The sequence below is a fragment of the Lujinxingia sediminis genome, assembly GCF_004005565.1.
GTDB classification, from domain to species: domain Bacteria; phylum Myxococcota_A; class Bradymonadia; order Bradymonadales; family Bradymonadaceae; genus Lujinxingia; species Lujinxingia sediminis.
In genome coordinates this window covers 198,343-222,308 of sequence record NZ_SADD01000006.1, presented here as the reverse complement: position 1 = coordinate 222,308, position 23,966 = coordinate 198,343, and the positions used below count along the sequence as shown (strand labels likewise).

General features: G+C 64.1%; 16 protein-coding genes and 1 tRNA gene. 7 read left to right on the top strand and 10 right to left on the bottom strand.

Annotated features, from left to right (window positions below; genetic code table 11):
• Positions 1 to 75: 75 nt before the first annotated feature.
• Positions 76 to 936, bottom strand: coding sequence for a zinc ribbon domain-containing protein (locus EA187_RS12485; protein WP_115604896.1), 861 nt, complete (start codon positions 934 to 936; stop codon positions 76 to 78).
• Positions 937 to 1,137: 201 nt separating this feature from the next.
• Between EA187_RS12485 and EA187_RS12480 the strand changes: the two genes are divergently transcribed.
• Both EA187_RS12480 and sigJ read left to right on the top strand, forming a co-directional pair.
• Complete coding sequence (locus EA187_RS12480) at positions 1,138 to 2,292, top strand: NAD(P)/FAD-dependent oxidoreductase (protein WP_127780462.1); 1,155 nt, start codon at positions 1,138 to 1,140, stop codon at positions 2,290 to 2,292.
• Between the two features lie 16 nt (positions 2,293 to 2,308).
• Positions 2,309 to 3,190, top strand: coding sequence for an RNA polymerase sigma factor SigJ (sigJ, locus tag EA187_RS12475; protein WP_127780461.1), 882 nt, complete (start codon positions 2,309 to 2,311; stop codon positions 3,188 to 3,190).
• Positions 3,191 to 3,510: 320 nt separating this feature from the next.
• On the opposite strand, the gene EA187_RS12470 is transcribed toward sigJ, so the two are convergent.
• Positions 3,511 to 5,835 carry an FG-GAP-like repeat-containing protein gene (locus EA187_RS12470; RefSeq protein WP_127780460.1) on the bottom strand — a complete coding sequence of 775 codons (2,325 nt, stop codon included), beginning with the start codon at positions 5,833 to 5,835 and terminating at the stop codon, positions 3,511 to 3,513.
• Positions 5,836 to 6,079: 244 nt separating this feature from the next.
• The gene (gene acnA / locus EA187_RS12465; protein ID WP_127780459.1) at positions 6,080 to 8,833 is read right to left on the bottom strand and encodes an aconitate hydratase AcnA; all 2,754 of its coding nucleotides are present in this window, start codon (positions 8,831 to 8,833) and stop codon (positions 6,080 to 6,082) included.
• Between the two features lie 108 nt (positions 8,834 to 8,941).
• On the opposite strand from acnA, the gene EA187_RS12460 reads away from it, so the two are divergent.
• Complete coding sequence (locus EA187_RS12460; RefSeq protein ID WP_115604906.1) at positions 8,942 to 9,985, top strand: LysR family transcriptional regulator; 1,044 nt, start codon at positions 8,942 to 8,944, stop codon at positions 9,983 to 9,985.
• Here the strand turns inward: EA187_RS12460 and EA187_RS12455 are convergent.
• The gene (locus EA187_RS12455; RefSeq protein ID WP_164856239.1) at positions 9,982 to 11,667 is read right to left on the bottom strand and encodes an OmpA family protein; all 1,686 of its coding nucleotides are present in this window, start codon (positions 11,665 to 11,667) and stop codon (positions 9,982 to 9,984) included. The two genes, EA187_RS12460 and EA187_RS12455, sit on opposite strands and share 4 nt — an antisense overlap.
• A gap of 188 nt (positions 11,668 to 11,855) precedes the next feature.
• Here EA187_RS12455 and EA187_RS12450 point away from each other — a divergent pair.
• Positions 11,856 to 11,928, top strand: a tRNA-Thr gene (locus EA187_RS12450).
• Positions 11,929 to 12,016: 88 nt separating this feature from the next.
• Here EA187_RS12450 and EA187_RS12445 read toward each other — a convergent pair.
• Positions 12,017 to 13,177 carry an SAM-dependent methyltransferase gene (locus tag EA187_RS12445; protein ID WP_127780457.1) on the bottom strand — a complete coding sequence of 387 codons (1,161 nt, stop codon included), beginning with the start codon at positions 13,175 to 13,177 and terminating at the stop codon, positions 12,017 to 12,019.
• A 185-nt stretch (positions 13,178 to 13,362) separates the two neighbouring features.
• Between EA187_RS12445 and EA187_RS12440 the strand changes: the two genes are divergently transcribed.
• Positions 13,363 to 14,013: a hypothetical protein gene (locus EA187_RS12440; RefSeq protein ID WP_127780456.1), complete on the top strand. Its 651-nt coding sequence runs from the start codon at positions 13,363 to 13,365 to the stop codon at positions 14,011 to 14,013.
• 39 nt (positions 14,014 to 14,052) lie between these two features.
• On the opposite strand, the gene EA187_RS12435 is transcribed toward EA187_RS12440, so the two are convergent.
• On the bottom strand, positions 14,053 to 14,556 hold the full coding sequence (locus EA187_RS12435; RefSeq protein WP_127780455.1) for a hypothetical protein: 504 nt from the start codon (positions 14,554 to 14,556) through the stop codon (positions 14,053 to 14,055).
• Between the two features lie 200 nt (positions 14,557 to 14,756).
• Here EA187_RS12435 and EA187_RS20420 point away from each other — a divergent pair, with 200 nt between their 5' ends.
• Positions 14,757 to 15,833, top strand: coding sequence for a hypothetical protein (locus EA187_RS20420; RefSeq protein WP_164856221.1), 1,077 nt, complete (start codon positions 14,757 to 14,759; stop codon positions 15,831 to 15,833).
• Between the two features lie 93 nt (positions 15,834 to 15,926).
• Here the strand turns inward: EA187_RS20420 and EA187_RS12425 are convergent, their stop codons facing one another.
• The 4 genes from EA187_RS12425 to EA187_RS12410 form a co-directional block, all read right to left on the bottom strand.
• Positions 15,927 to 19,397, bottom strand: coding sequence for a pyruvate carboxylase (locus EA187_RS12425; RefSeq protein ID WP_127780454.1), 3,471 nt, complete (start codon positions 19,395 to 19,397; stop codon positions 15,927 to 15,929).
• Between the two features lie 870 nt (positions 19,398 to 20,267).
• Positions 20,268 to 21,431 (bottom strand): pyridoxal phosphate-dependent aminotransferase, encoded by a 1,164-nt coding sequence (locus tag EA187_RS12420; protein ID WP_127780453.1) that lies wholly within the window; start codon positions 21,429 to 21,431, stop codon positions 20,268 to 20,270.
• A gap of 8 nt (positions 21,432 to 21,439) precedes the next feature.
• Positions 21,440 to 22,471 (bottom strand): M42 family metallopeptidase, encoded by a 1,032-nt coding sequence (locus tag EA187_RS12415; protein ID WP_127780452.1) that lies wholly within the window; start codon positions 22,469 to 22,471, stop codon positions 21,440 to 21,442.
• Between the two features lie 286 nt (positions 22,472 to 22,757).
• Positions 22,758 to 23,426 (bottom strand): DUF2306 domain-containing protein, encoded by a 669-nt coding sequence (locus tag EA187_RS12410; RefSeq protein ID WP_127780451.1) that lies wholly within the window; start codon positions 23,424 to 23,426, stop codon positions 22,758 to 22,760.
• 390 nt (positions 23,427 to 23,816) lie between these two features.
• Here EA187_RS12410 and EA187_RS20975 point away from each other — a divergent pair, with 390 nt between their 5' ends.
• Positions 23,817 to 23,945 carry a hypothetical protein gene (locus tag EA187_RS20975; RefSeq protein WP_283808550.1) on the top strand — a complete coding sequence of 43 codons (129 nt, stop codon included), beginning with the start codon at positions 23,817 to 23,819 and terminating at the stop codon, positions 23,943 to 23,945.
• The last annotated feature ends 21 nt before the right edge of the window (positions 23,946 to 23,966 follow it).

Below are 23,966 nucleotides of genomic sequence, written 5' to 3'. Positions count from 1 at the left end.
CAAAAGAAAAGCCCCGCACGCGAACGCGTGCGGGGCTTTTTTCTGCCACGCTCGGCGACGCCAGCGGGCAGATGGTCAGACCATCGAGGAGAGCACCACGCTCAAAATGCAGCAGCCCAGAAGCACCACGACGACTGCACCGACAAAGAGTATCAGGCGTTTTTTGTTCTCCGGATCTCCGGCCAGCTGCGCCAGGTTATCGGGGAGCTGGGCGGCGAGCCCCTGCGCCGGGGTGGGTGTTACCACCGGCGCATCGGTGGAGGCCTCAGGCGCATCGCCAGGAGCGGCCTGCGGTGCGCCTGGCGCGGACTCGGACTCTGGCTCGGCGGCCGGTGTCGACGTCGGGCCGGTCTTTGAGAGATCGACCGGCGACATCTCCAGCTCGGTGGCCGCAAGCGGGTCCGGCAAGGAACTCGCGTCCCACTCACCGCGTTCATCGGCAGGTGCCACGGTGGGGAGCGCCTCCATCGGTCCGGTGGGCTGATGGGGGAGCTGGTCTTCGCCGTCGGCACGCTCCTCAGGTCCATCGCTTGCCGGCGTGGGAAGCGTGAGCGCGGGCATCGCCTCGGTGGGACCGATGGCGATATCGTCCTGCTCACCTTCGGGTTGAGCATCATCGGACGCGACCGAAGCCTCAGCCCGGGCGTGTGCATCCTCCGGCCTGGGAAAACGTACCGGCTCCATCACCTCCGTCAGAGCCATCTCCGGATCCGGCCCGGCGCTCTCGGAGGACTGAGGCCCAGCCTTCTCCGACACTCGCTCTTCCCCCTTCTGGGCGGGGCGAGCCTCGGCGATGCGTTTTTGAAGCTCGTGAGGATCGATAGCAGCCATGCCGAGCATGGTTTTCTTCTGATCGATCTGCAGCTTATGGCCGCAATGCCCGCAATGGCGGGCGTTATCGTCGACCTCTTTGCCGCAATTCGGGCAGGTGTTCATGCGCACTCCACGTTGCGATGTGCCGCTTCAAAACCGGCACCCGTGCCGGCCATATCTCAACTTCGGTGGAGGATGTGCAGCGAAGGCGGGCTTGTCAACCCACCCTCATCTTAGAAATTTCTGTCACAACCTCGTCCCGGGCGGTGTCGGGTATGTAGCACGTTTGTCTGGTCCTTTTCATCCCGAAGTAAGGAGCTTGCTATGACCCCACATACCATCGTCATCGGCGCCGGATACGCCGGCATTATGGCCGCCAATCGCCTGTGCTCCGCCGAGGGGCCGAGTCGCCCCCGCGTCACGCTGATCAACCCGAAAGACCACTTCATCGAGCGCATTCGCCTGCATAGCTACGCGGCATCCACCCTTAAGAGCGTCTCCCATCCCCTCGCCACTCTTTTGCATCCCCAGGTCGACGTGCGGGTCGACTCGGTCGAGAGCATTGAGCCCGAAGCCCGGAGGGTCACGCTGGCCGGCGGGGAGTCTCTGTCCTACGACGTGCTCATCTACGCGGCCGGCTCTGCCGAAGGCGCCGCCCCCCCCGAAGCCCTGCAAATCTCGACGCTGGCCGGCGCCGAAGAGACTCGCCGCCGACTTCAAGAGCACACCTCGGGCCCGGTGCACATCGTCGGAGGCGGGCACACCGGACTGGAGCTCGTCGGGGAGATCGCCAGCGAGCATCCCCAGATCGAGATCCACCTCCACTGCGCCGGCGCCATCGCCCCGAGCGTCTCGGAGCGGGCGCGCGCGGCGATCCTGCGCCGACTCAAGCGCTTAAAGGTCATCGTCCATACCCATCAGCCCGTGCCGATGCGTGACCACGACGCGCGCCGCGCGCTCCTGGGCGATGGCCTGCTGATCTGGTGTGCCGGCTTCTCCACCCCCTCGCTGGCCATGACCAGTGGCCTGCCCCACGATACCCGGCGGCGCCTGCAGGTTACCCCCGAGCTTCAGGTCCCGGGCTTCCCCTCCATCTTCGGCGCCGGCGACGCCATCGCCATCGATCACCCCGGCTACGCCTACCTGCGGATGGGCTGTGCTTCGGCCTTGCCCCTGGGGGCGCATGTGGCCGACAACGTGCAGCGCTACCTTGAGCAGCGCCCTCTGGAGCCCTACCGCGGCGGATACATCGTTCAAAACATCGCGCTCGGCCCCAAAAACGCCCTGGTACAGTTCGTTCACCCGGATGACCGCCCCCGTAGCATCCACATGGGAGGGCTTGCCGGGGGCATCTTTAAGGAATCGATCTGCCGGATGACCCTGCGCTCGCTGAGCAATGAAGCCCGCCACCCCGGCACCTTCTCCTGGTCGCAACATGCGGAGCTTGGCCCGCAAGCCGACGACGAACCCGCGGCCTGACGTACGGAGCCCGACGATGTCTGCCCAACCCGATAGCGCCTTTGCCGAGCACCGCGCGCTCCTCTTTAAGATCGCCTACAACCTCACCGGCAGCGTCAGCGATGCCGAAGACGTCGTCCAGGAGTGCTACCTGCGCTGGCGAGCGGTGGAGACCCCGGTGGAGCACCCGCGCTCGTATCTGGCGCAGATCGCCACCCGCCAGGCGTTAAACGCCCTGCGCAAGCGCAACCGCCAGCGCGAAGACTACCCCGGCGTCTGGCTTCCCGAGCCCCTGCCCACCGCCGCGCAGCCCGAGCAGCCGGCGGCGCGCTCCCCGGAGTCGGCCCTCCTGCTGGCCGACCAGGTCTCCACCGCCATGCTGGTGATGCTCCAGAGCCTCACCCCCGAGCAGCGGGCGGCCTTCGTGCTGCGCGAGGTCTTTGATTTTGACTACCCGGAGATCGCCCGGGCGCTGGGAAAATCGCCAGAGGCCGTAAGGCAGCTCGTGCACCGCGCCCGCACCCGGGTGCGCTCCGGAAGGCGCCACACCCTGGTCGATGACGACACCCACCGCGCCACCGTCGAGGGACTCTTCCAGGCGACGATCGACGGCGATATCCAGACGCTGATGGACGTCCTGGCCCCCGATGTCGTGGTGCTCTCCGACGGGGGAGGACACGTCAGCACCGCCCGAAAACCCATCGTCGGAGCCGACCCCGTCGCCCGCTTCCTCCACGGCCTGGCCCGCAAGCACGCCGGCTCGGGCGCCGGCACCGCCCTGGAGATCAACGGACGTATGGCGATGCTCTTCTACGATGCGCAGGGCCTCCCCACCCTCTTTCAATGTGAGGTCGCCGACGCCCGCGTGACGCAGATCTACATTCTCCGCAACCCCCGAAAGCTGGCACATCTGACCTGAGCCCTCCGCGCCCGGAGGCTCCCGGACGAAAAAAAGCCCCGGCCAGTGGCCGGGGCTTCTCTTTTGGCTCCCATTGCCCCACCCATATACCCCGAACGGGGCGTCGAGGGGGTCGCGAGACGCTCTGCCTGCCTCTTGCCAGGGGGTCGAGGGGGTCGCGAGACGCTCTGCCTGCCTCTTGCCAGGGGGTCGAGGGGGTCGAAACACGCTCGCGAACGCCCCCTGGAGTCGATCGAGGGGGTCAAAAAACCTTCGCGAGAGCCAGGGGTGGGGGTCGAGGGGGTCGAACGACGTCCGAGCCTCCTCGCCACCCCACGCGCTCAGCAGGAGTAGCCGCCTTCGATGAGAATGGTGTTGTTATCCTCATTGCACTCGTTGCGAGAGCCGGTGCCGTTGACATCATCGACCACCGCGATGATGTCGTAGCTCCCGGAGGGAAGGTTCAAGCCGAGCCGCACGCGCTCAGACTGCCCGGGCTCAAGCCCCTGGGTGGTGTAGCCGGTATCGAGGTACTGGCGGTTGCCGTTGCGCACCACGTAGAAGCTCACCGCCATATCCGGGCCCACGTTCACCGCGCCGGAGTTGGTAACCCACACGCTCACCGCCATATCGCAGCCATCGGCGACGACCTCGGGCGCCTCGGCCAACAGGTCGGGGGCGGCCTGCGGATCGATGGTCGTCAGGCTGTTCAGGCGGAAGGTGTTGTGGTCGCGGTAGCTCGGAGTGGGCTCGGCGGGGATCGAGCCGTCTTCGTTGACGTTGTTGATGCTGTAGGCGTGCTGGTTCCAGATGCGACGGGTAGCCACCCAGTTGTCGTTCGCGTCGGAGAAGACCCGCACACCGGCGATACCCGGGGTGCAGTTGATCTGATCGCCGCATTCAAAATCGTTGGTGGCCACGACGATGTTGGCCGTGCCGTCGTTATCCACGTCCACGATCACCGGGTTCTCCAGCGCGGTGAACGAGGGGTTGGCCGCCTCAAAGAGCACCTGACCGGTGGGACCGTCGTAGACGCGCAGGAAGAGTTCATCGTTGTAAACGACCTCCGCGCGACCATCACCGTTGAAGTCGAACACGCTGGAGCCGGTCACGTTGCTGGACTGATCCTGGGTGGTGCGCTCCCACAGGCGCGCTTCGCTGTAGGTCGGCGTGTTGTCGGCACCGGGCAGGCCGTAGTCCACGCGCAGCGCGACGTATTTGGTGCTTCCGGCGATACCGATCTCGTTGCGCCCGTCGCCGGTGAAGTCCGCGATCGTCGGCGCCCCCAGGCGACCGGCGCCCACGGTAACCGGACCCCAGACCAGAGTGCCGGTGCGACCGTCGTGGATGCGCACCGTACCATCGCTGACCACGACGACCTCGGGGAAGCCGCTGCCATTGAAGTCAGCCACCGCCGGGAATCCGTCGCCCATCGGGCTCTCCCACAGCTTCTGCCCATCGTGGGTGAACGCCGCATTGCCGGTGATGATCTCCTGGGTGCGCGTGCCGGTCGGCGAGTCGTCGACCAGGTCGAGGTCGGCGACCACACTCAGCGGGCCGAGGTTGCGGTTGGTGCCCAGAGTGTCGGTTACGCTGAGCCCGGGGGCTTCACGTCCGTCCCACATCACGCGGCCCTGGTTGTCGTAAACCACCGAACCCACCACGATCTCGGGCTCGCCGTCGCCATCGATGTCCGCGATGGAGGGGCCGCCCCACCAGCTATTGAGCGTGGGGGCGACATCATCCGAGATCCACAGGATCTCGCCCTCATTGGAGAGCGCCGCAAAGCCCAGATGCCCGAAGCTCTGGTAGTCAAAGAGCGCGGCGATGATCTCGGCCTTGCCATCGTTGTTGATGTCGCCCACGGCCACACTGGCCGCCGGCTGAAAGCCTACGCTCACGCGGTAATCGGCCGGACTCTTACCACGGAAGGCCTCGATCTCGCGGTAACCCACGCTCCAGAGGTGACTGCCGTCATCGCCTGAGACCGCCCGCAACACACCGGTGATAAGCGTATCCCAACTTTCGTTGCCACTCCTGTTCTCGTTGGTCAGGAAGGTCGTAAAGATGACCTCCGGGATGTCCTGCTCGTTGATGACGCCGTCATCGTTGTCGTCGGTGAGGTTGGCCACCGCCGGCGTCATCATGACCTGGTTGATGGCATGGCCGGCAAACGAGCCGGCGCTCCCGTGGCCATCGTAGGTGGCGTAGGGAATGGAGCCCTCCACGCGGAAGGACCAGGTCTCATCGGGCACGAAGGTGTCCCCGCGCTCGCCATACACGCATTGCGGGTTCACCGGGCGGTCGTCGCGGCGGTCGACACCCGGGTCCACCGGGTCGATGGGATCGGTACCGGTATCCGGATTGGGGTCCGTGCCGGTATCCGTTCCGGTGTCGGGGTTATTGCCCGTATCGGTGTCGTCGCCACCATCGGGATCATCGGGATTGAGCGGATCATCACCGGTGTCTTCATCGATGTTGCCGTTGGGATCTGCAGCGCAGACGCCCGCGCTGCATACCAGGCCCGGGCCGCAGTCCTCATCAATCTGGCAGGGGCTGCCATGTCCGAAGCCGCCGGTTACCGGATCTTCGCCGCAGGCCGCAGCACCCAGCGCCAGCGCACCGATCGCGCCGCCGACCATCCACCTGGTGATTTGCTCTCTCATCGCATCCCTCAAGCTATCTTCGGCAGGCGCCCTTCGGGCGCCCGCACATGTGACGTTATGAAACGAATTCGCCGACTTATTAATGAATCGACGGCTTCAATTCAAGTGCTATCACACATCCTCGCACACCTACCTCACCATCCCAAGATCCAAAAAAGCCGCCCCCGACGCGAACGCGTCGGGGGCGGCTTCTAAATCTCAGCACTCGCCGCCATCACCTACCTGGCGAGCGGGAGCGTCAACCTCACTGCCCTTTGAAGAGGCGGCGCAGCACCATGTGGAGGATGCCGCCGTTGCGGTAGTAGTCGACCTCCACCGGGGTATCGATGCGCACCTTGGCGTTGAAGCTGGTGGTTGCACCGGTCTCGGGGTGGGTCGCCTTCACCGACACGGTGGAAAGGGGCTTGAGATCATCGCTGAGCTCAATATCGAAGCTCTCCTCACCGGTCAGCCCGAGCGACTCGTGGCTCTGGCCACTCTCAAACTGCAGGGGCAGCACGCCCATGCCGATGAGGTTGGAGCGGTGAATACGCTCGTAGCTCTCGGCGATGACCGCGCGCACGCCCAGCAGGAAGGTGCCCTTGGCGGCCCAGTCACGGCTCGAACCCATGCCGTAGTCATTGCCGGCGAGCACCACAAGGGGAATGCCGTGCTTCTGGTACTTCACCGCAGCATCGTAGATGAAGCAGACCTCGCCATGCTTCGGATCGACATCGCTCTCGTAGTTCAGCCCATCAAAGGGACCGGCCGGCGTCTCGTCGGGACCGAAGTAGGTGGTGTAGCCGCCTTCGGTGCCCGGCGCGATCTGGTTGCGGATGCGGATGTTGCCAAAGGTTCCGCGCGTCATCACCTGGTCGTTGCCGCGGCGAGAGCCGAAGCTGTTGAACATGCCGCGCTCAATGCCGCGGGCCAGAAGGTAGCGACCCGCCGGGCTGTCCACAGCGATGGCGCCGGCCGGGCTGATGTGGTCGGTGGTGATCGACTGACCCAGCTTCGCCAGCACGCGCGCGCCGGTGATCGAGGTGATCGCCGGGGCATCTTCGGGCATGTCCACGAAGAAGGGCGGCTCCTGAATGTAAGTCGAGTCTTCCGACCAGGAGTAGACCTTGCCGGTGGGTGCCTCCAGCGTCTTCCAGGCTTCGGGGCCTTCGAAGACGTTGGCGTACTGCCTGGTGAACTGCTCCTTGCTCACCGCATGCGCGATGGCCTCGTCGACTTCCTGGTTCGAGGGCCAGATGTCCTTGAGGTAGACATCATTCCCGTCGCGATCCTGAGCGATCGGATCGTTGTAGATGTCGATATTGACGTTACCCGCCAGCGCGTAAGCCACGACCAGGGGCGGCGACGCCAGGTAGTTAGCGCGGGTATGCGGGCTGATGCGCCCCTCAAAGTTGCGGTTACCACTGAGCACCGACGCGGCCACGAGGTCACCCTTGACGATGGAGTCGCGGATGGCGTCGGGCAGCGGACCGGAGTTCCCGATGCAGGTCGTGCAGCCGTAGCCCACCGTATAGAAGCCCACCGCTTCGAGGTGCTCCTGAACACCGGCTTTCTCGTAATAGTCGGTGACCACGCGGGAGCCCGGCGCAAGCGAGGTCTTGACCCAGGGCTTGGCCTTGATGCCCAGCTCGTTGGCCTTCTTGGCCAGCAGGCCGGCGGCCATCATGACCTTGGGGTTGGAGGTGTTGGTGCAGCTGGTGATCGCCGCGATCACCACCGCGCCCTCTTCCAGATCGAAGGTCTCATCCTGGAAGGTCGTCTCCACCGCCGGCGTCTTGCCCGGCTCTTTACCAAAGGTCTTCTCGAGCGCCAGGTTGAACTCACCCTTCATATCGCTCAGAAGGATGCGGTCCTGCGGACGCTTCGGACCGGCCAGCGAGGGCTGAACCTCACCGAGGTCCAGGCTGACATCCTGGGAGTAGACAACGCCGGCGTCATCATTGCGCCACAGGCCGTTGAACTGGGTGTAGGCCTTCACGCGCTCGATCGTCTCGGCGTCGCGACCGGTCAGCTCCATGTACTCCAGCGTCTTCTCGTCGACCGGGAAGAAGCCCATCGTCGCGCCGTACTCCGGCGCCATGTTGGCGATGGTGGCGCGGTCCGAGAGGCTGAGCTCATCAAGACCCGGGCCGTAGAACTCGACGAACTTACCGACGACGCCCTGCTTACGCAGGATCTCGGTGACCGTGAGCACCAGGTCGGTGGCCGTGGCACCTTCGGCCAGGCTGCCGGTGAGCTTAAAGCCCACAACTTCCGGGATCAGCATGTAGATGGGCTGACCGAGCATGCAGGCCTCGGCCTCAATGCCGCCCACGCCCCAGCCCATCACGCCCAGACCGTTGATCATGGTGGTGTGCGAGTCGGTGCCCACCAGCGAGTCGGGGTAGGCCACCTTCTCACCATTCTGCTCCTGGGTGAGCACGCCGTCGGCCAGGTACTCCAGGTTGACCTGGTGCACGATGCCCGTCTCCGGCGGTACGACCGAGAAGTTATCGAAGGCCTGCTGGCCCCACTTCAAAAACTCGTAGCGCTCCTGGTTGCGGGCGAATTCGCGCTCGGCGTTGATCGCGATGGCTTTCGCGCTACCGAAGGCGTCGACCTGCACGGAGTGGTCGATCACCAGATCGACGCGCGCCAGCGGGTTGACCTGGCTGACGTCGCCGCCCATGCGCTCCATCGCGCTGCGCAGCGCCGCCAGGTCGACCACCGCAGGAACCCCGGTGAAGTCCTGCAACACCACGCGCCCCGGATTAAAGGGAATCTCCTGCTCACCCACATCTCTGGCGTCGTAGCCGGCCAACGCCTTCACGTGCTCCTCGGTGACCACGTGGTCGTCGAAGTTGCGCAGGCAGCTCTCCAGCAAAATCTTGATGGAGTAGGGCAGCTTGTCGACGTGCCCGATCCCTTTGTCCTTGAGAGCCCCGAGGCGGTAAGCGGTATAGGTGCCCGCGCTGGTCTCAAAAGTAGTCTTCGCGCCGAAACGATCCGAATTCGTCATGGTGAAATCCTCTGGGGTTGGCGTTGCGGATGTCTGCTCACGATCCCGTCATTTACATCATCGGGGATGCTAAGAACGACTAGCAGATAAGTAAAATTGATTCACTCTATGATTTCGATTGATTATGCTTATCACCCCGACATCGATCGTCATCCGCCACGACGCTCGCCCTTTCGCCTGGCCGGGGACGTCTTCACTCCGAGGAGAACGATGGAGCTGAGCCATTTACGCACCTTTTTAATGTTGGCAAACGAAGGCCACATGACCCGCGCGGCCGCCCGCCTGCACCTGACCCAGCCGGCGGTCAGCGCGCAGCTCGCGCGCCTGGAGGAGTCCCTGGGCCAGCGCCTCTTCGACCGCACCTCTTCGGGGCTTGTGCTCACGCAGTCTGGCGAAACCTTTTTGCCCTACGCGCAGGAGGCGCTCTCTCGCCTGGAGGACGCCCGAAGCGCGCTGGATCAGCTCAGCGGGCTGCAACGCGGCGCCCTCGCGATCGGGGGCGGAGCCACGGCGACGACCTTTCTGCTACCGCCCTTGCTGGCGAGGTTTCATGAGGCCAACCCGGCGATTCGCTTCTTCGTGCGCGAACAACCCTCCCAGTCGGTGGTCGAAGATGTGCTCTCCGGGGTGCTCGATCTGGGGGTGGTGACCCTGCCGGTGCGTCAGCCCAGCGGTGATACCGGCGCCGGCAAGCTGCACGTCGAGCAATGGATCGACGATGAGCTTCGCCTGCTCGTGCCACCCCGATTCGAACTCAGCCGCCAGAACGACTTTGGCTGGGAAGACCTGGCCGGCGTCCCCCTCGTGCTCTTTGAGGCGGGCTCCGCGGTGCGAAACCTCATCGACGCGCGCATCCTGGAGGCCGGCGTCGACGCTGACATCGTCATGGAGTTGCGCTCCATCGAGTCGCTCAAACAGATGGTCGCCCAGGGCATCGGCGCTGCCTTTGTCAGCCAGCACGCGCTCACCGGCAGCGAGCACGGGTTGATGGCCAGGGCCAACCCTCTCAAACGCACACTCGCCGTATGCTACCGCAGCGATCGCACGCTACCGGCAGCCGCCCAGGCCTTTGTGGACCTGATGCGCCAGAGCAGTCTGCTGGCACGAAGCGAAGCTCCCCCCTCCAGACCCCGGGGGTCGACTCCCGGTTAAGGAGCGGCGGGGAGCTCGGGGCTCACCGCATCCTCGCTGCCCTGCTCCAGGATGCGGAACTCCACGCGGCGATTGGCCGCGTGGGCCTCGTCGGTGCTTTCGTCAATCAGCAGCTGGGTCTGACCATAGCCGCGGGCGACCACCCGCGAAGCATCGATCCGCCCCTGATTGACCAGGTACTCGCGCACCGCTTTAGCGCGCTCCTCCGAGAGCATCATGTTGTAGTCAGCGTCACCACGGCTATCGGTGTGGCCTGCGACCTCGATCAGCATGATGTCGGAGTTGGTGCGCAGGACCAACGCGACCTGATCGAGAAGCTCAAAGGAATCGTCGAGGATAACTGCTTTGTCGGTCTGAAAATAAACCTTGTCGAGAATGCGGATTTCATCGCCCTCGCGCACCGCCTTCTTCACCGGCGGGGGGCAACCCTGGTGCAGCTGTAATCCGGGCTCGGTGGGGCAGCGATCGTCAACATCGAGAACGCCGTCGCTGTCGACGTCTTCAACCGGACAGCCATGGGCTCCCCCCAACCCATCGAAGTCTTGAGGCTCGGTGGGGCAGGCATCTTCACTGTCGGGGATGCCATCGCCGTCCTGATCGAGGATGGGGCAGCCCTCGTCATCGACGGCCCCCTGCCAGTCCTCGCTGAGGCTGGCACAGCCCTGCTCTTCCTCCATCGGGCATCCCTGCGCATCACGGGGGCCCTCATAGCCGGGCGGTGCATCGACCTCACAGACGATGGTTTCGCTGGATACAACCTCATCGTCGGTTTCTGGTGCAGTCCGGTAGCTCACGCCGATCAACCCGCGTTGTGCCGCACTTCCGATCCCGCCGACCAGACCGCCGCCGGCCGCGAAGGTGAATGACCAGGTCTCTGTGGCGGCCCAACGCACACCGACCAGCGCCTCCAGCGGCGACTTCGCTCGGGCCGGCTCAGTGAGCACCGCCGAGCCATAAAGCTCCGCCCCTACAAAGAGCACCTCGGCGATCGCCTCAAGCTCCGCGCCCACCCCGTAGCTTAGGTTGGGGCCAATACGCGTATCGTGGACGTCATCGGTGCCGCGCAGGCGCGCGCCCAGGTTTGCAGCGAGCAAAAGCCCGCCAGCCGGCGTATCCAGGCGATAATCAGCCATCACCCGCGGGGTCGCCGTGACGGTGCGCGAGCCCAGGTACACATCCTGGTCGCCCGTCGGAACGCTCAAATCCAACCCGGCGGCCAGACCGAAACGATCGTCAGCCCCGCTCAGAAGATGCGCTTTGCCTCGGACCACCAGATCCCCTACCCCAAATTTTCGAAACTCCCGCTCCTGATCGTAGCCCCAGTTTATGGGGTAAATAGGCAGCGCAAGCTCGACCTGATAACGGTCAAAAAGCCCGATGCCCGCGCTCAGGTGCGCGGCGATCTGATTGGAGATCACCTCTTCCCTACCGCCGTCTTCATACTCAAGAACCAGAGGACTACTGGCCGAGTTGAACATCACGCCGCCGTATATCTGGCGATGCTCAAAGGTGCGCGAGCCATCGACCGAAAAGACCGCCGAGGGGCTCAGCGCTGGCTGAAAGGTCTGCGCGTCAAACCCGCCCGCTTCCTGAGCGGCCCCGGTCGTGCTCACCCCCAACAGCGCTGCCAGCAGCGCCGCGCTCCCTGCCGTCCACCTCGTCGTTCGACTCAACGCCATCATGTTCCTACTCCAAACTGGCGCGTCGCCATCCGCGCACATCTTCCACCAGGATTGTTGCGACCCGACATCTCGGGTCGAGCTTTGTTATGAATTAACCCCGCATCGATCACAAAACACCCGCATCTTTTCGCACCACGACCTCTTGACGTCCACCCCCTTCTTGGATAGACAAAGTGCCGCTTGAGCGCGCCAACGTAGCTCAGCTGGTAGAGCAGCTCACTCGTAATGAGCAGGTCACCGGTTCAAATCCGGTCGTTGGCTTTAGGGGCCCCGCAGGGGTCACCGAATCAGGCAAGAAAAAAGGCTCCCCATCGCGGGGAGCCTTTTTTTCGTTGGGGCGCAACGTGTCTCAGCCCTCGGCGCGCACGCCCTGATACACCTCAAGCATCCACTGGTAGATCGTGTCATCTTCCGGGGTATGGCCGCTGGCCTCGGCGCCGGCACGGCGCACGCCTTCAATCAACTCGCGCAGCGGTCTGTGGAAGGCCTCATCCACCGTCCAAAACATCGCGGTCAGCCGCGAGACATCGCCGTGAGGCTGGCGGGTGTAGCTGACCACACGATCGAGATCCGAGCCTCGCCCCATGGCGTCGACCTCGCGCAGCATCGCGGCGACCTTCTCCTTAAACTCGGTCACCACGTTATGATCGTCAGGGAGCTCGCCGACCTCGCGGCTGCTCTCGACCAGGCGCGCGCTGAACTTCGCCGTGGCGAGCCCCTCGCCAGGCTGGTAGCGCACGTGCACGCTCAAGGTCTGGCCGGCCTCCACGCGCACGTCCTCTTTGAAGGGGGCGAGAATGGCGCTTGATGCCTGTTGGGAGCTCACGAGCGCCACGCCGGGAACAAGTTCCACCATCGAGCTCAAGCGCAGGCCACTGGCCAGCCCGCCGAGCAGCGCGTTGATGAAGATCGTATCGTCGATGCCTGCCTCATGGGGCCCGGCGCTTGCGAACTCGGTGGTCAGAAAATGTTTGGACTCACTCAAAATCGCCACCGGCTCGCCCGGCCGCCCCACCCGGGCAGCCCGCGCCTCCAACGCTCCGACCGAAACAGGCACCGAGGCCAGCTCCATCAGCTGCGCCACCCGCCAGGGAATCAGTCGCCCGCCCGCCTTGAGTACGCTCAGCGCCGTATTGCGCAGCACCGCCGCATCCGGCCCCTCCATCATCCAGGTCGAGCCCGGCAGGTACATCGCCACATCGGCGCGCGCCTCAAGCTCCACCTCAGTGAGTGCGCCCTGAACCACCTCGACCTTTGAAGCAACTCCCAGGGTCGCGGCCGCCTCCCTGGCCTGCGCGCACTGCGCCTCCTCCTCCAGAACCACCACCACCTTCGACGCCTCACCGGCGGCCTCGCCGATGTAGGTCGCCGCCTGCCAGCCCACCAGCGCCACACGTTCTTTGCCCGTGAGCACCTCAGACAGCGCACGCGCCACCGAGTGCCGCCGATGCGGATCGAGCGCCGCAGAGAGTTGAGTTGCATCTACCGCTTTCATCGCCGTCGAGCTCATCATCTCCTCCTTGAAGTTATGTCGCAGGTCTGTCGGCCTCTTCTACCACCGGCCAGCCTGCAGCGGCAAACCGCCCGCGCTCTACAAAGTTTGTCAAAGCCCCCTCCCTATGCTAATTCCCACCTTCGACTTTTCTCGTTCACCGGCCCGCGCCTGGCGCGCGAATGCCCAGGGAATTCAGCGTTATGCTAAAGCTCTCCAACCGCTTCGGCGCACCGATCGCCCTCGTCACCCTCCTTCTCCTGAGCTCGGTGCTCGGCGCCTGCCGCGCCTCCGACAGCATCAAGCAGGGCAATGAGAGCGAGTTCTGCAACGGGTTTGATGACGACTGCCGCGCGCCGCTGGTCTGCGACGAGTCGGTCTGCCGCAACCCCCTGGGCGTCGAAGGCTACGACTGCCGCACCATGTGCGAGAAGCTCGACACCTGTGAGGCGGCCGAATCCAACTGTCGCGTGCGTTGCGAGAACACCATCCGTCAGTGGAGCCTCGACGCCGTCGAGCAGTTCGGCCGCTGCATCGTCGACGAACTCACCTGTGAGGAGACCCGCGAGGCCGAAGCGCACCAGCTCTGCTACGAGCGCCTGGACCTTCCCGAAGATCGCCAGACCCGCTGCGACGTCTTTGTGACCGCCCGCGGAGAGTGCCGCCCGGGTGAGTCGACCGAACCGCTTCGCAAAGCCTGCTACCAGATGGCCCGCACCCGCAGCGACGTCTTCTGGGAGTACAGCGACGCCTGCGCCGCGCGCATCGAAGACGGCGTCTGCGCCGACATCGTCGCCTGCTTCGACCAGGTCTTTGACCTGGCGCCGGCCTCCGCGCAAGACAGCGCCCCCTGAGCCTGGCGGCTCACGGAGCCCTCGACTCAGCGAGGCGCGTTAGAGCAGCGCCTCCAGCGCGTCGACCTTTTTCAAAAGGCCCGGATCATCGGAGACGACTTTGAGCGTCCCGAGCCGGGCCTTTATTGCGACCCCTCGTTTGATCCCTTTGCGCGCCTGCAAATCGATCAGGTGATCGAGCACCCCATGCAAGGTGCGCTCACGAGGGTGGTCAAGCGCCTTGATCAGCACCTCTTCATCGTCGGGCCAGGGGTGGCCGGCGGCCACGAAGTCGTTGATCGCCTTGACCAGATCCGGCAACCCCCCGGCTTTTCGCAGGGTATCGACCGCCTCCAGATACTCCGCCTCGGCGCTCCCCTCTCTGGGCGCGAGGCCTTTGGCGAGCTTCTCAAAACGCTCGGGGGTCTTGCCGCCGGCGGTAAAGAACTTCTCCAGATCGGCCTTATACGATGCCGCATCTTTCGCGTCGCGCTGGCTACGGCGCGGGCCGCGCTGCTCTCGGGTGTACTTGCTGCCGCGGCTCTGGCGGCGATCGTCACTCATCTCTTGCTCCTCGTGCATCTCATGCATCGAAAACGTGAATCCGGCGAACTTCGTCGCTCTGATGAATACCCCGGGGGGCATGGCGTCTCAACACTGCGACCGGGGAACTTACGCCACATACACCCGGCCGCTGCATCTCTCCTCCAGCGCCGCGGGCCGTCAGGGCGGCCCGCGGCGCGACGAACCTCCCGGAGTACCCCATGAAGCGCCTGCCCCCGAGCCCCTTCGCCCCGACCATGATCGCTGTGTTGATGATGTGTGCCACTCTGCTCTTCTCGCTTAACGCCTCGGCCCGGGAGCGCGGCTACGATGTTCAGCTCAACACGTTGAGCGTGGAGCGCGACCGCGGGCAACTTATTATCACCTACCAGATCGAGGCCCGCGACTGGCGCGCGCTGCAACAGGCCCGTATTCAACCTCGCCTCAACGTGTACCTTCCCGAAGGCTCCTCCCGCGACTTTGAGTTCGTGCAGGCGCTGCGTATCGACGCCCCCCGTGGCCAGGCCACGATGAATCTGGGCCGCCGCGCCGCAGCCTCCCACGCCAAACTCCGACTGGTCGGCACCCAGGGCCAGCACACCATCACCACCATGCGCCTTGAGGGCCGTCGGCCCGCCCAGACCCTTCGGATGCCCATCGTCGAACTGCGTCGCCCGCCGCATCGTCCCGACCGTCCTGATCGCCCGGGGCGTCCTGACCGTCCTGATCGCCCGGGGCGTCCTGACCGTCCTGATCGCCCGGGGCGTCCTGACCGCCCCGACCGCCCTTGCCGTCCCGACCGTGGCAACTGTAACGATCACCACGATGACCACTATCACGAGCATGATCACACCTGTGATCACCACCACGATCACCGCCCTCCGCACACCGAATTCCCGCAGCCTCCGCCTCGCCCTCGCCCCGGCGCGTCCCGAGCTCAGATCATTGAGGCCTGTGGCGACGAGAGCCCCTTCCCCCGTCAGGTCGCCCAGTGCATTGAGAGCGCCGTACTTTTACCCCCGAACTCTGCCGTGGCGACCATTCGAGCCTGCGGCGACGCCACCACCTTTGCAGGAGACTTCGAGCATTGCATGACCACCGCTCCGGCCTACCGCACCCCTCCAGCCCCGGCGATCCGCGCCTGCGGTGAGGCGACATCCTTCTCCCGCGACTTCCGCAGCTGCATCTCGACCGCTGCGGGCTTCCGCCATCGCCCCGCCCCGGTCATCCGGGCCTGCAGTGAAGCCACAAGTTTCTCCCGTGACTTCCAGCAGTGCCTGGACGCCAGCCGCGCCTGATACCTCATCGACGTCCCACCCGGACGATGACCCTCACGCTCCCACCTCGCCGCCCCCTCCTCGCGTCTCTCGCCAGGAGGGGGCGGCGTTTTTTTAGCTCTTCGGCTCAATGAGCACGACGCGGTCGCCGGCGGCCACCGAATCACCTTCACTCACCTCGATCGCCGTGATCGTCCCGTCGACCGGGCTGGTGATGTTCGTCTCCATCTTCATCGCTTCCGTGGAAAGCAACGTGTCGCCGCGGCTGACCGTATCGCCCACACTCACCGCGATGGTGAGCACTTTACCCTGCATCGGCGCCCCGACCTCACCGGGCTTTGACTTGTCGGCTTTGGGCCGCGCCCCGGAGCTGAGCTCCGCCGACGCGTCGATGATCGCCACATCCCGCGGCTGCCCGTTGAGCTCAAAGTAGACGCGGCGAGTACCGTCATCGCGCACATCGCTGATGGCCTTGAGCTCGATGACGAGGGTCTTGCCCTCCTCAAGCTCCACCATCGTCTCGTCGCCGACCTCCATGCCGTAGAGGAAGGGCACCGTCTCCAGAATTCGGTACTCACCAAACTCCTGGATCGTGCGCGCAAACCCGGCAAAGACCTTCGGGTAGAGCGCGTAGCTGATCGCCTCGCGGCGCGTGGGCTCTCGACCCAGAAGCTCGCGCAGCTCATCCTCCTTCGCGCCCCAGTCATAATCCGCCATGCCCTCGCCGGCCCGGCCGGTTAAGGGTTTACGGCCCTTGAGCACGATCGACTGCAGCTTCTCAGGGAAGCCCCCGTAGGGCTGGCCCATATTGCCGTAGAAGAAGTCAATGACCGACTGCGGGAAGTCGATGTCTTCGCCGCGCTCGGCCATCTCATAGATCGCCTCAAAGCTCAGGTCGTTCTGCACGAGGAACATCGCAAAGTCGGCCACCACCTTACTGGTCGGCGTGACCTTGACGATGTTGCCCATCTCCTGGTTGACCCGGCGGTAGGTCTGCTTGACCTCGGTCCAGCGCTCGCCAAGCCCGAGCTGAATCGCCCGCGGCCGCAGGTTGGAGTACTGGCCCCCGGGGATCTCGTGGTTGTAGACGTCCGTCGTCGAGGATTTGAGCCCCGACTCAAAGGGGTAGTAAATCTCACGCAAGAGCTCCCAATGCTCCGAGAGGCGCTCCAACGCCTGGCTGTCGAGATCGGGGCGGCGCGCCTGACCCTCCAGCGCGCTGACCACCGCGTTAAGCGAAGGCTGACTGGTCAGACCGGCCATCGAGCTCAGCGCGCAATCCACCACATCGACGCCGGCCTGGGCGGCCATCAAATACATCGCCACCCCGTTGCCGGAGGTGTCGTGGGTATGCAGGTGAATCGGCAGATCGACGGCCTCTTTGAGCGCCTCCACCAGCACTTTCGCCGAGTAGGGTTTGAGCAAACCGGCCATATCCTTGATGTTAAGGATATGCGCCCCGCGTCGGGCGAGCTCTTTTGCGAGGTTCGTGTAGTAGTCGAGCGTGTATTTGGTCTCGTCAGGATCGAGCACGTCACCCGTGTAGCAGATCGAGGCTTCCACGATCTTGCCGGCGCGGGCGACCTCCTCCATCGCCAGCTCCATATTGGGCACGTAGTTGAGCGCATCGAAGACCCGAAAGACGTCCACGCCGGCCTGGGCGGCCTCTTGCACGAAGGCGCGCACCACGTTGTCCGGGTAGTTGGTGTAGCCCACCGCGTTGGCTCCGCGCAGCAGCATCTGAAAGAGCCCCCCGGGGATGGCCTGGCGCATACGCGCGAGCCGCTCCCAGGGATCTTCCTGCAGAAAGCGCATGCACACATCAAAGGTCGCTCCGCCCCACATCTCATACGAGAAGAGGCCCGGGAGCATGTGGGCGGTTGCCGGTGCGATCTCCAGCAAGTCGTTGGTGCGCACCCGCGTGGCCAGCAGCGACTGGTGGGCGTCGCGGAAGGTCGTGTCGGTGACGAGCAGCGTCTCCTGGTTGCGGATCCATTTGGAGAGCCCCTCGGCCCCCTCCTGCTCAAAGACCGCGTAGGCGGGGCTCGTGGGCGGCTTGCCTTTGACCTTCGGCGCCTTCGGCACGATCAGCGGTTGCGGCCTGCTAAAACGCGTGGTGCTCCCGGGAGGTCCGTTGACCGTGATATCGCCCAGCGCCATCAGGGCCTTGGTTCCCCGGTCGCGCCGCGGGGCGTACACAAAGAGCTCCGGCGTCTCGTCGATAAAGCGCGTATGCGTGGCCCCGGCCAAAAACTGCTCGTGACGCACCACCCGCTGAAGGAAGGGGAGGTTGGTCTTCACCCCGCGAATGCGAAACTCCGCCAGGCTGCGATCCAGACGCCGCGCCGCCTCCCCCAGGTCCTGCCCCCAGGCCGAGACTTTGACGAGCATCGAGTCGTAGAAGGGCAGCACCTCCGAGCCCGAGCCCCCCACCCCGGCGTCCAGACGAATGCCGTGGCCGGCCGCCGAGCGGTAGGTGATGATTCGCCCGGAGTCGGGCGCGAAGTTTCGCTCCGGATCCTCGGTGGTCACCCGCGCCTGAATCGCCTGTCCTTTGCGCTCAATGGCCTCCTGCCCCTCAATGCCGATGCTCGCATCACTCAACTGCGCGCCCTCGGCCACCCGGATCATCGCCTGAATCAGGTCTCGCCCGGTGATCATCTCGGTGACCGTATGCTCCACCTGAATGCGGGTGTTGACCTCAATGAAGTAGATCTCAAAGCCGCCCTCGCGCTCCTCGACCAGAAACTCCACGGTGCCCGCGCTGCTGTAGCCCACCTCCTCGGCCAGGCGCAGGCTGTAGGCGTAGAGCTTCTCACGCACCTCCTCGGCCAGGTTGGGCGCCGGCGCCAGCTCCACGATCTTCTGCATGCGGCGCTGCACCGAACAGTCCCGCTCAAAGAGATGCACCACGTTTCCGTGGGTATCGCCTAAGAGCTGCACCTCGATATGGCGCGGGTTGACCACATAGCGCTCCAAAAAGACCGCCGGGCTGCCAAAGGCCGCCTGTGACTCGCTGCGCGCCGAGCGCACCGCCTCCACAAGCTCGCTCTCTTTGTTCACCACGCGCATCCCGCGGCCGCCCCCGCCGTGAGCCGCCTTCACAAGGAGCGGATAGCCAATGCTGGCCGCGGCCTTCAGGGCCTCCTCCTCGCTCTGCACCGCCCCGCCACTTCCGGGCACCACCGGCACCCCGGCGCGCCTTGCCACCTCCCGCGCGGCCAGCTTGTCGCCCAGCGCCCGCATCACCTCCGGCGGCGGACCGATCCACACCAGCCCCGCCTCGATCACCTTCTGCGCAAAATCGGCGTTCTCGCTCAAAAACCCGTAGCCCGGGTGAATCGCGTCGACTCCCTTGGCCAGCGCCAGCTCAATGATCGCGTCCCCGTCCAGGTACGCCTCCACCGGCTTGCCTTCCTCGCCAATCTGATAGGCCCGATCAGCCTTGTAGCGGTGGATCGCCAGCCGATCCTCCGCGCTGTAAATCGCCGTCGTCGCGATCCCCAGCTCCGTGCACGCCCGAAAGATTCGAACCGCGATCTCGCCACGGTTCGCCGCCAACACATTCCGAATCTCTCTCGCCATAGCCGCACAACCTCACTCAAAAAGGAGTCTCATTCAGCAAAAACGCCGCACGAACGCGCCTACCCATGTCTCTGTAAAACTCCCCCAGACCATAGCCCACCCGACGCGTCGCGTCATGCCCCCAACTCTCAACACCAACCCTCCCGCGGCGAGTCTTTTGCTGTTTTTTTGATCAGGTTTTTCATTCAGGGGCAGGGCTCCGTCCCCTTCGCTCACGTTCTGTTCGCAACAGATCGGCAACTCAGCCCCCTTAGCTCGCGTTCTGTTCGCAACAGATCGCCGACTCAGCCCCCTTAGCTCGCGTTCTGTTCGCAACAGATCGGCAACTCAGCCCCCTTAGCTCGCGTTCTGTTCGCAACAGATCGCCGACTCAGCCCCCTTAGCTCGCGTTCTGTTCGCAACAGATCGCCGACTCAGCCCCCTTAGCTCGCGTTCTGTTCTCAACAGATCGGCGACTCAGCCCTCTTAGCCGCCCTTTTACTCAGGTAAATCGCCAGCTCAGACCCCTTACCTCCCCTTTTACTCAGGTAAATCGGCAACTCAGACCCCTTACCTCCCCTTTTACTCAGGTAAATCGCCGACTCAGCCTCCTTACCTTCCGTTTTACCTGGTCAGATCGCCAACTCAGACCCCTTACCTGCGGTTCTACTCAGGTAAATCACCAGCTCAGACCCCTTACCTGCCGATCTACTCAGGCAAATCGCCGACTCAGACCCCTTACCTCCCCTTTTACCTGACCAGATCGCCAGCTCAGCCACCCGGACGGCAACCTCCACCCAACCCATGGCCGAAAAAAATGGCGAGTCTCTCGACTCGCCATCTCTTCTGCCGCCCGGGCGGCAAGCTACTCCCAACCCATGGTCGAAAACATCATTTAAAAACCTGGATGCGTTCGGCGGCTTGCTCGACCACTTCGCGGGGCTGGGCGACGCAGAAGCGCACCAGGTTGCGGCCGCCATCGCTGGCGAAGAAGGCCGATCCGGCGACCGAGGCCACGCCGGCTTTTTCGAGAATATGCATCGCCGAGGCGCGGGCGTCGTTAAGGCCGAAGCGGGTCACGTCGGTGAGGATGTAGTAGGAGCCCTCGGGCACATGAGGCGTTAAACCGGCCTCCACCAACGCGTCGCAGAAAAGGTCGCGGTTGGCTTTGTACTTTTTGCGGATCTCGTCGAAGTAATCGTCGCCGATGACCTCCAGCGCGCGGGCCAGACCATGTTGCAGGGGCGTGGGCGCGCAAATGTAGAAGAGATCGTTCACAAGGCCCATCGGGCCGGCCAGGTGCGCAGGCGCGGCCACATAGCCCAGCCGCCAGCCGGTGATGGCGAAGGTTTTGGAGAAACCCGACATCGTGATCGTGCGCTCGAACATCCCCGGCAAGGTCGCCAGGCTGACGTGCTCCTGACCGTCGTAGACCAGGTACTCGTAGATCTCGTCGGTGATGCCGAGCAGGTCGTGGGTCTTGCAGAAATCAGCGATGACCCCGAGCTCGTCTCGGCTGAAGACTTTGCCGCTGGGGTTTCCGGGGGTGTTGACCAGCACGGCGCGGGTGCGATCGGTGCGCAGGCGCTCCAGATCTTCGGGGTCAAAGGACCAGTCCGGCGCCTTCATCGTGATGACTTTCGGCACGCAGCCCGCCACGCGAATGGCGTTGACGTGGTAGCCGTAGAAGGGCTCAAAGACGATGATCTCATCGCCCGGGTTAAAGAGCCCCTGAAGCGCGCAGATAAAGGCCCCGGCCGAGCCGATCGTGGTGACGAGCTCCGTCTCCGGATCGACCTCGATCTTATTATAACGCTTGAGCTTTCTGGCGACGGCGTGGCGCAGCTCGTCCACGCCGTCGAAGCGGCTGTAGGTGCTCAGGTCTTCGCGCACCGCCTGCGCTGCGGCTTCCAGAAGCTCGGGCGGCGAGGGCAAGGGGCAGACGCCCTGCCCCAGGTTGATTCCGCCCAGACGGTTGCATTCGCGGGTCATCGCCCGGATCTCGGACTGCTGCAAAAAGCCAATGCGTTCGCTGCGAAAATCCTGAGTACTCATCGACAGACTCACTTGCTGAGGTAGGCAGCCAGAAGGTCCAGGGTGGCGCGCAAATCGCCTTTGTGGACCATCTCGGTGACGGTGTGAATGTAGCGGGTGGGCACGCTCAGAGCGACGGCGCGGCTGCCGGCGCGAGCGCGCTGCATCGCACCGACGTCGGTGCCGCCCATCGGCAGAACTTCGTACTGGTGGGTGATGCCTTCGGTTTCAGCCAGGTCCACAAAGGTGTCGACGAGCTCTTTGTTGCTGATGGCGTAGCCGTCGAGGATCTTGATGGCCACGCCCTTGCCGAGCTCGGTGATTTGCTCTTCGCCGGGCACCCCGGGGGTGTCCACGGCAAGCGTGGTGTCGATCGCGATGGAGATATCCGGCTCGATGGCGTAGCCGCTGGTGATCGCGCCGCGAAGACCGACCTCTTCCTGCACGGTGAAGACCACGTAGACGTCGTATTTGTCGCTGGCCTGCAGGCGCTCAAGCAGGCGAACGCCCACCCAGCACGCCACACGGTTGTCCAGGCACTTGCCGGTGACCATCTCGCCGAGCTCGGTGAATTCCTGCACCAGCGTGACCGGGTCGCCCGGGCGGATTTTGGCGGTGACCGTCTCTTTATCAAGACCGGTGTCCACGAAGAATTCGGCCATCTTCGGGATCTTGGTGCGGTCTTCTGGCGAGGCGATATGGATCGGGCGACCGCCGGGGTTCATCACGCCCTCGATCACCTCACCGTCGCGGGTCTGAATGCGCACGCGACGGGCGAAGAGGTTGCGGTTGTCGAAGCCCCCGGCGTTATGCAGACGGATAAAGCCCTTATCGTCGATCAGTCGCACGTAGAAGGCGATCTCGTCCATATGGCAGGCGATCATCACCTTCTGGACGTCGGTGGCACCCTCGACCGGCTTCTTGCGGCAGATCAGGTTGCCCATGGCGTCGGTGGTGATCTCATCGGCCAGGCCTTTGACCTTGGATTCGATAAACTCGCGAACCAGCTCTTCACGACCCGGGGCACCGGGCATCTCCGAGAGTACTTTTAGCAGATCCATCTCCAACCTCACTTCACCAGGCAGTCGTCACATCATAAGGGCGCGGGCCAGAGGGGCGCGCACCGGCGGGAGGTCGCCTTGTACTACCAGCGCCCGGCCGGTACAAGGCGGCCCCTCGAACGCCGGCGAATTCTGCAAGATATCCTGATATGAGAGTGCTTAACGTCGCGCTCTTACCGGGCCCTGGCACCATTCTGACGTCAGCGCCGGCCGGGGGGCCGGGGACGTGGTTGCGCTCCGCCTTTCCCCCTCGTCGACATGCTTAGCCCTTGCGTCTTAAACGACGTCAGGCTCCCCGGGCGAACCGTGCTTTTAGCCGCCCCCTGAATGTGGTCGCCCGCACGTAGATCTCGGCCAGGATGATATTGGGAACCCAGCACAACCAGGTCATCAAGGGGTACCACTCTGCCCGAGTCAGATGCTCAGGCGCGGGCAACACGCGAACGGTGACCACGGCCAGGGTGATCATGTAGCTGCGAATCATCCAATCCCGATGCTCCCTGTAGCGCCGGCGGCGAGCGGTTATCAGCGCCATGTAGGTTGTGGAAAACCAGACGATGGCCAGCGTCCCAAACCCCAGCCTGGCGAAGATCCCGTACGTATTCGCAGCAGCGAGAGCAAAGCCTGTCACGCTGCTGATAAAAATCATCCCGACATAGATCCACCCCAGCCATCGATGCAGCGCCGTGCGAAGGAGGCGGCGAACAAAGCTCCACGGTCCGATGACCAGGGGCGGTATGGCGGAGAGGATGTGTACCCCCAGCACAAAATTGTTAAATCGATGATTGCCTGGAATGAGCTCAGTGGGGAGCGGCTCGTTTCGGTTAAGAAAGCCATGCCCGATGAGGATCTTGGTGACGATGATCGCGGTGAGCGTCACGGTCACCAAACAGAATCCCCAGACAACGCGTTGATAGAGACGAAACACCGATTGCGACGGCCGAATATCTACCATGCTCTATTTCCCTTCGTTCGCCCCGTCCCCTGGTTGCACGCTCCGCGCTGCCCGGGTCGTCCGCACATTCATGCCCCTGATAGACCGGACGTTGACAGAAACACCGCGCATACTCAACCGAGACGCATGCCATCGTGCCCCTCCCCTCCGGACTCCGCCCCATGCGTCTCACGTCGGTAAGAGAGGTGTTCCGTACGCAGCAGGTTCATCGTCCCTGATCGCATCGGCGATGATCACTCCATCTGAACCGACGGAGCGCGCGGATCTGCCGCAGGCCCGGGGCCGGATTTTCCTTTACAATCCTGACGCCTCTGGCAAAGATGCCGCCGCCTGAGCCGCATCCATTCACTTCGCCCCTTATGAGGGCATCGCGCGATAAAGGAGCACAACATGGCTGAAAATCACGACGAACATGATGGCCCCATCCACCAGGCGCCCTGGGTTCCGGTGGTCACCGTGGGTATCTGCTTTGGTGTGGCCGCGATCATTCTGATCAGCAAGTACGTGGCCCACCTCTAAGCCGCCCGATAAGGGACGAAA

Coding starts and splice junctions, on each gene's coding strand:
- EA187_RS12455 (WP_164856239.1), bottom strand. CDS start 11,667: ATGATGGCGTTGAGTCGAACGACGAGGTGGACGGCAGGGAGCGCGGCG.
- EA187_RS12440 (WP_127780456.1), top strand. CDS start 13,363: ATGCTAAAGCTCTCCAACCGCTTCGGCGCACCGATCGCCCTCGTCACC.
- EA187_RS12420 (WP_127780453.1), bottom strand. CDS start 21,431: ATGAGTACTCAGGATTTTCGCAGCGAACGCATTGGCTTTTTGCAGCAG.
- EA187_RS12415 (WP_127780452.1), bottom strand. CDS start 22,471: ATGGATCTGCTAAAAGTACTCTCGGAGATGCCCGGTGCCCCGGGTCGT.
- EA187_RS12485 (WP_115604896.1), bottom strand. CDS start 936: ATGAACACCTGCCCGAATTGCGGCAAAGAGGTCGACGATAACGCCCGC.
- EA187_RS12460 (WP_115604906.1), top strand. CDS start 8,942: ATGATTTCGATTGATTATGCTTATCACCCCGACATCGATCGTCATCCG.
- sigJ (WP_127780461.1), top strand. CDS start 2,309: ATGTCTGCCCAACCCGATAGCGCCTTTGCCGAGCACCGCGCGCTCCTC.
- EA187_RS20975 (WP_283808550.1), top strand. CDS start 23,817: ATGGCTGAAAATCACGACGAACATGATGGCCCCATCCACCAGGCGCCC.
- EA187_RS12410 (WP_127780451.1), bottom strand. CDS start 23,426: ATGGTAGATATTCGGCCGTCGCAATCGGTGTTTCGTCTCTATCAACGC.
- EA187_RS20420 (WP_164856221.1), top strand. CDS start 14,757: ATGAAGCGCCTGCCCCCGAGCCCCTTCGCCCCGACCATGATCGCTGTG.
- EA187_RS12425 (WP_127780454.1), bottom strand. CDS start 19,397: ATGGCGAGAGAGATTCGGAATGTGTTGGCGGCGAACCGTGGCGAGATC.
- EA187_RS12480 (WP_127780462.1), top strand. CDS start 1,138: ATGACCCCACATACCATCGTCATCGGCGCCGGATACGCCGGCATTATG.
- EA187_RS12445 (WP_127780457.1), bottom strand. CDS start 13,177: ATGAGCTCGACGGCGATGAAAGCGGTAGATGCAACTCAACTCTCTGCG.
- EA187_RS12435 (WP_127780455.1), bottom strand. CDS start 14,556: ATGAGTGACGATCGCCGCCAGAGCCGCGGCAGCAAGTACACCCGAGAG.
- EA187_RS12470 (WP_127780460.1), bottom strand. CDS start 5,835: ATGAGAGAGCAAATCACCAGGTGGATGGTCGGCGGCGCGATCGGTGCG.
- acnA (WP_127780459.1), bottom strand. CDS start 8,833: ATGACGAATTCGGATCGTTTCGGCGCGAAGACTACTTTTGAGACCAGC.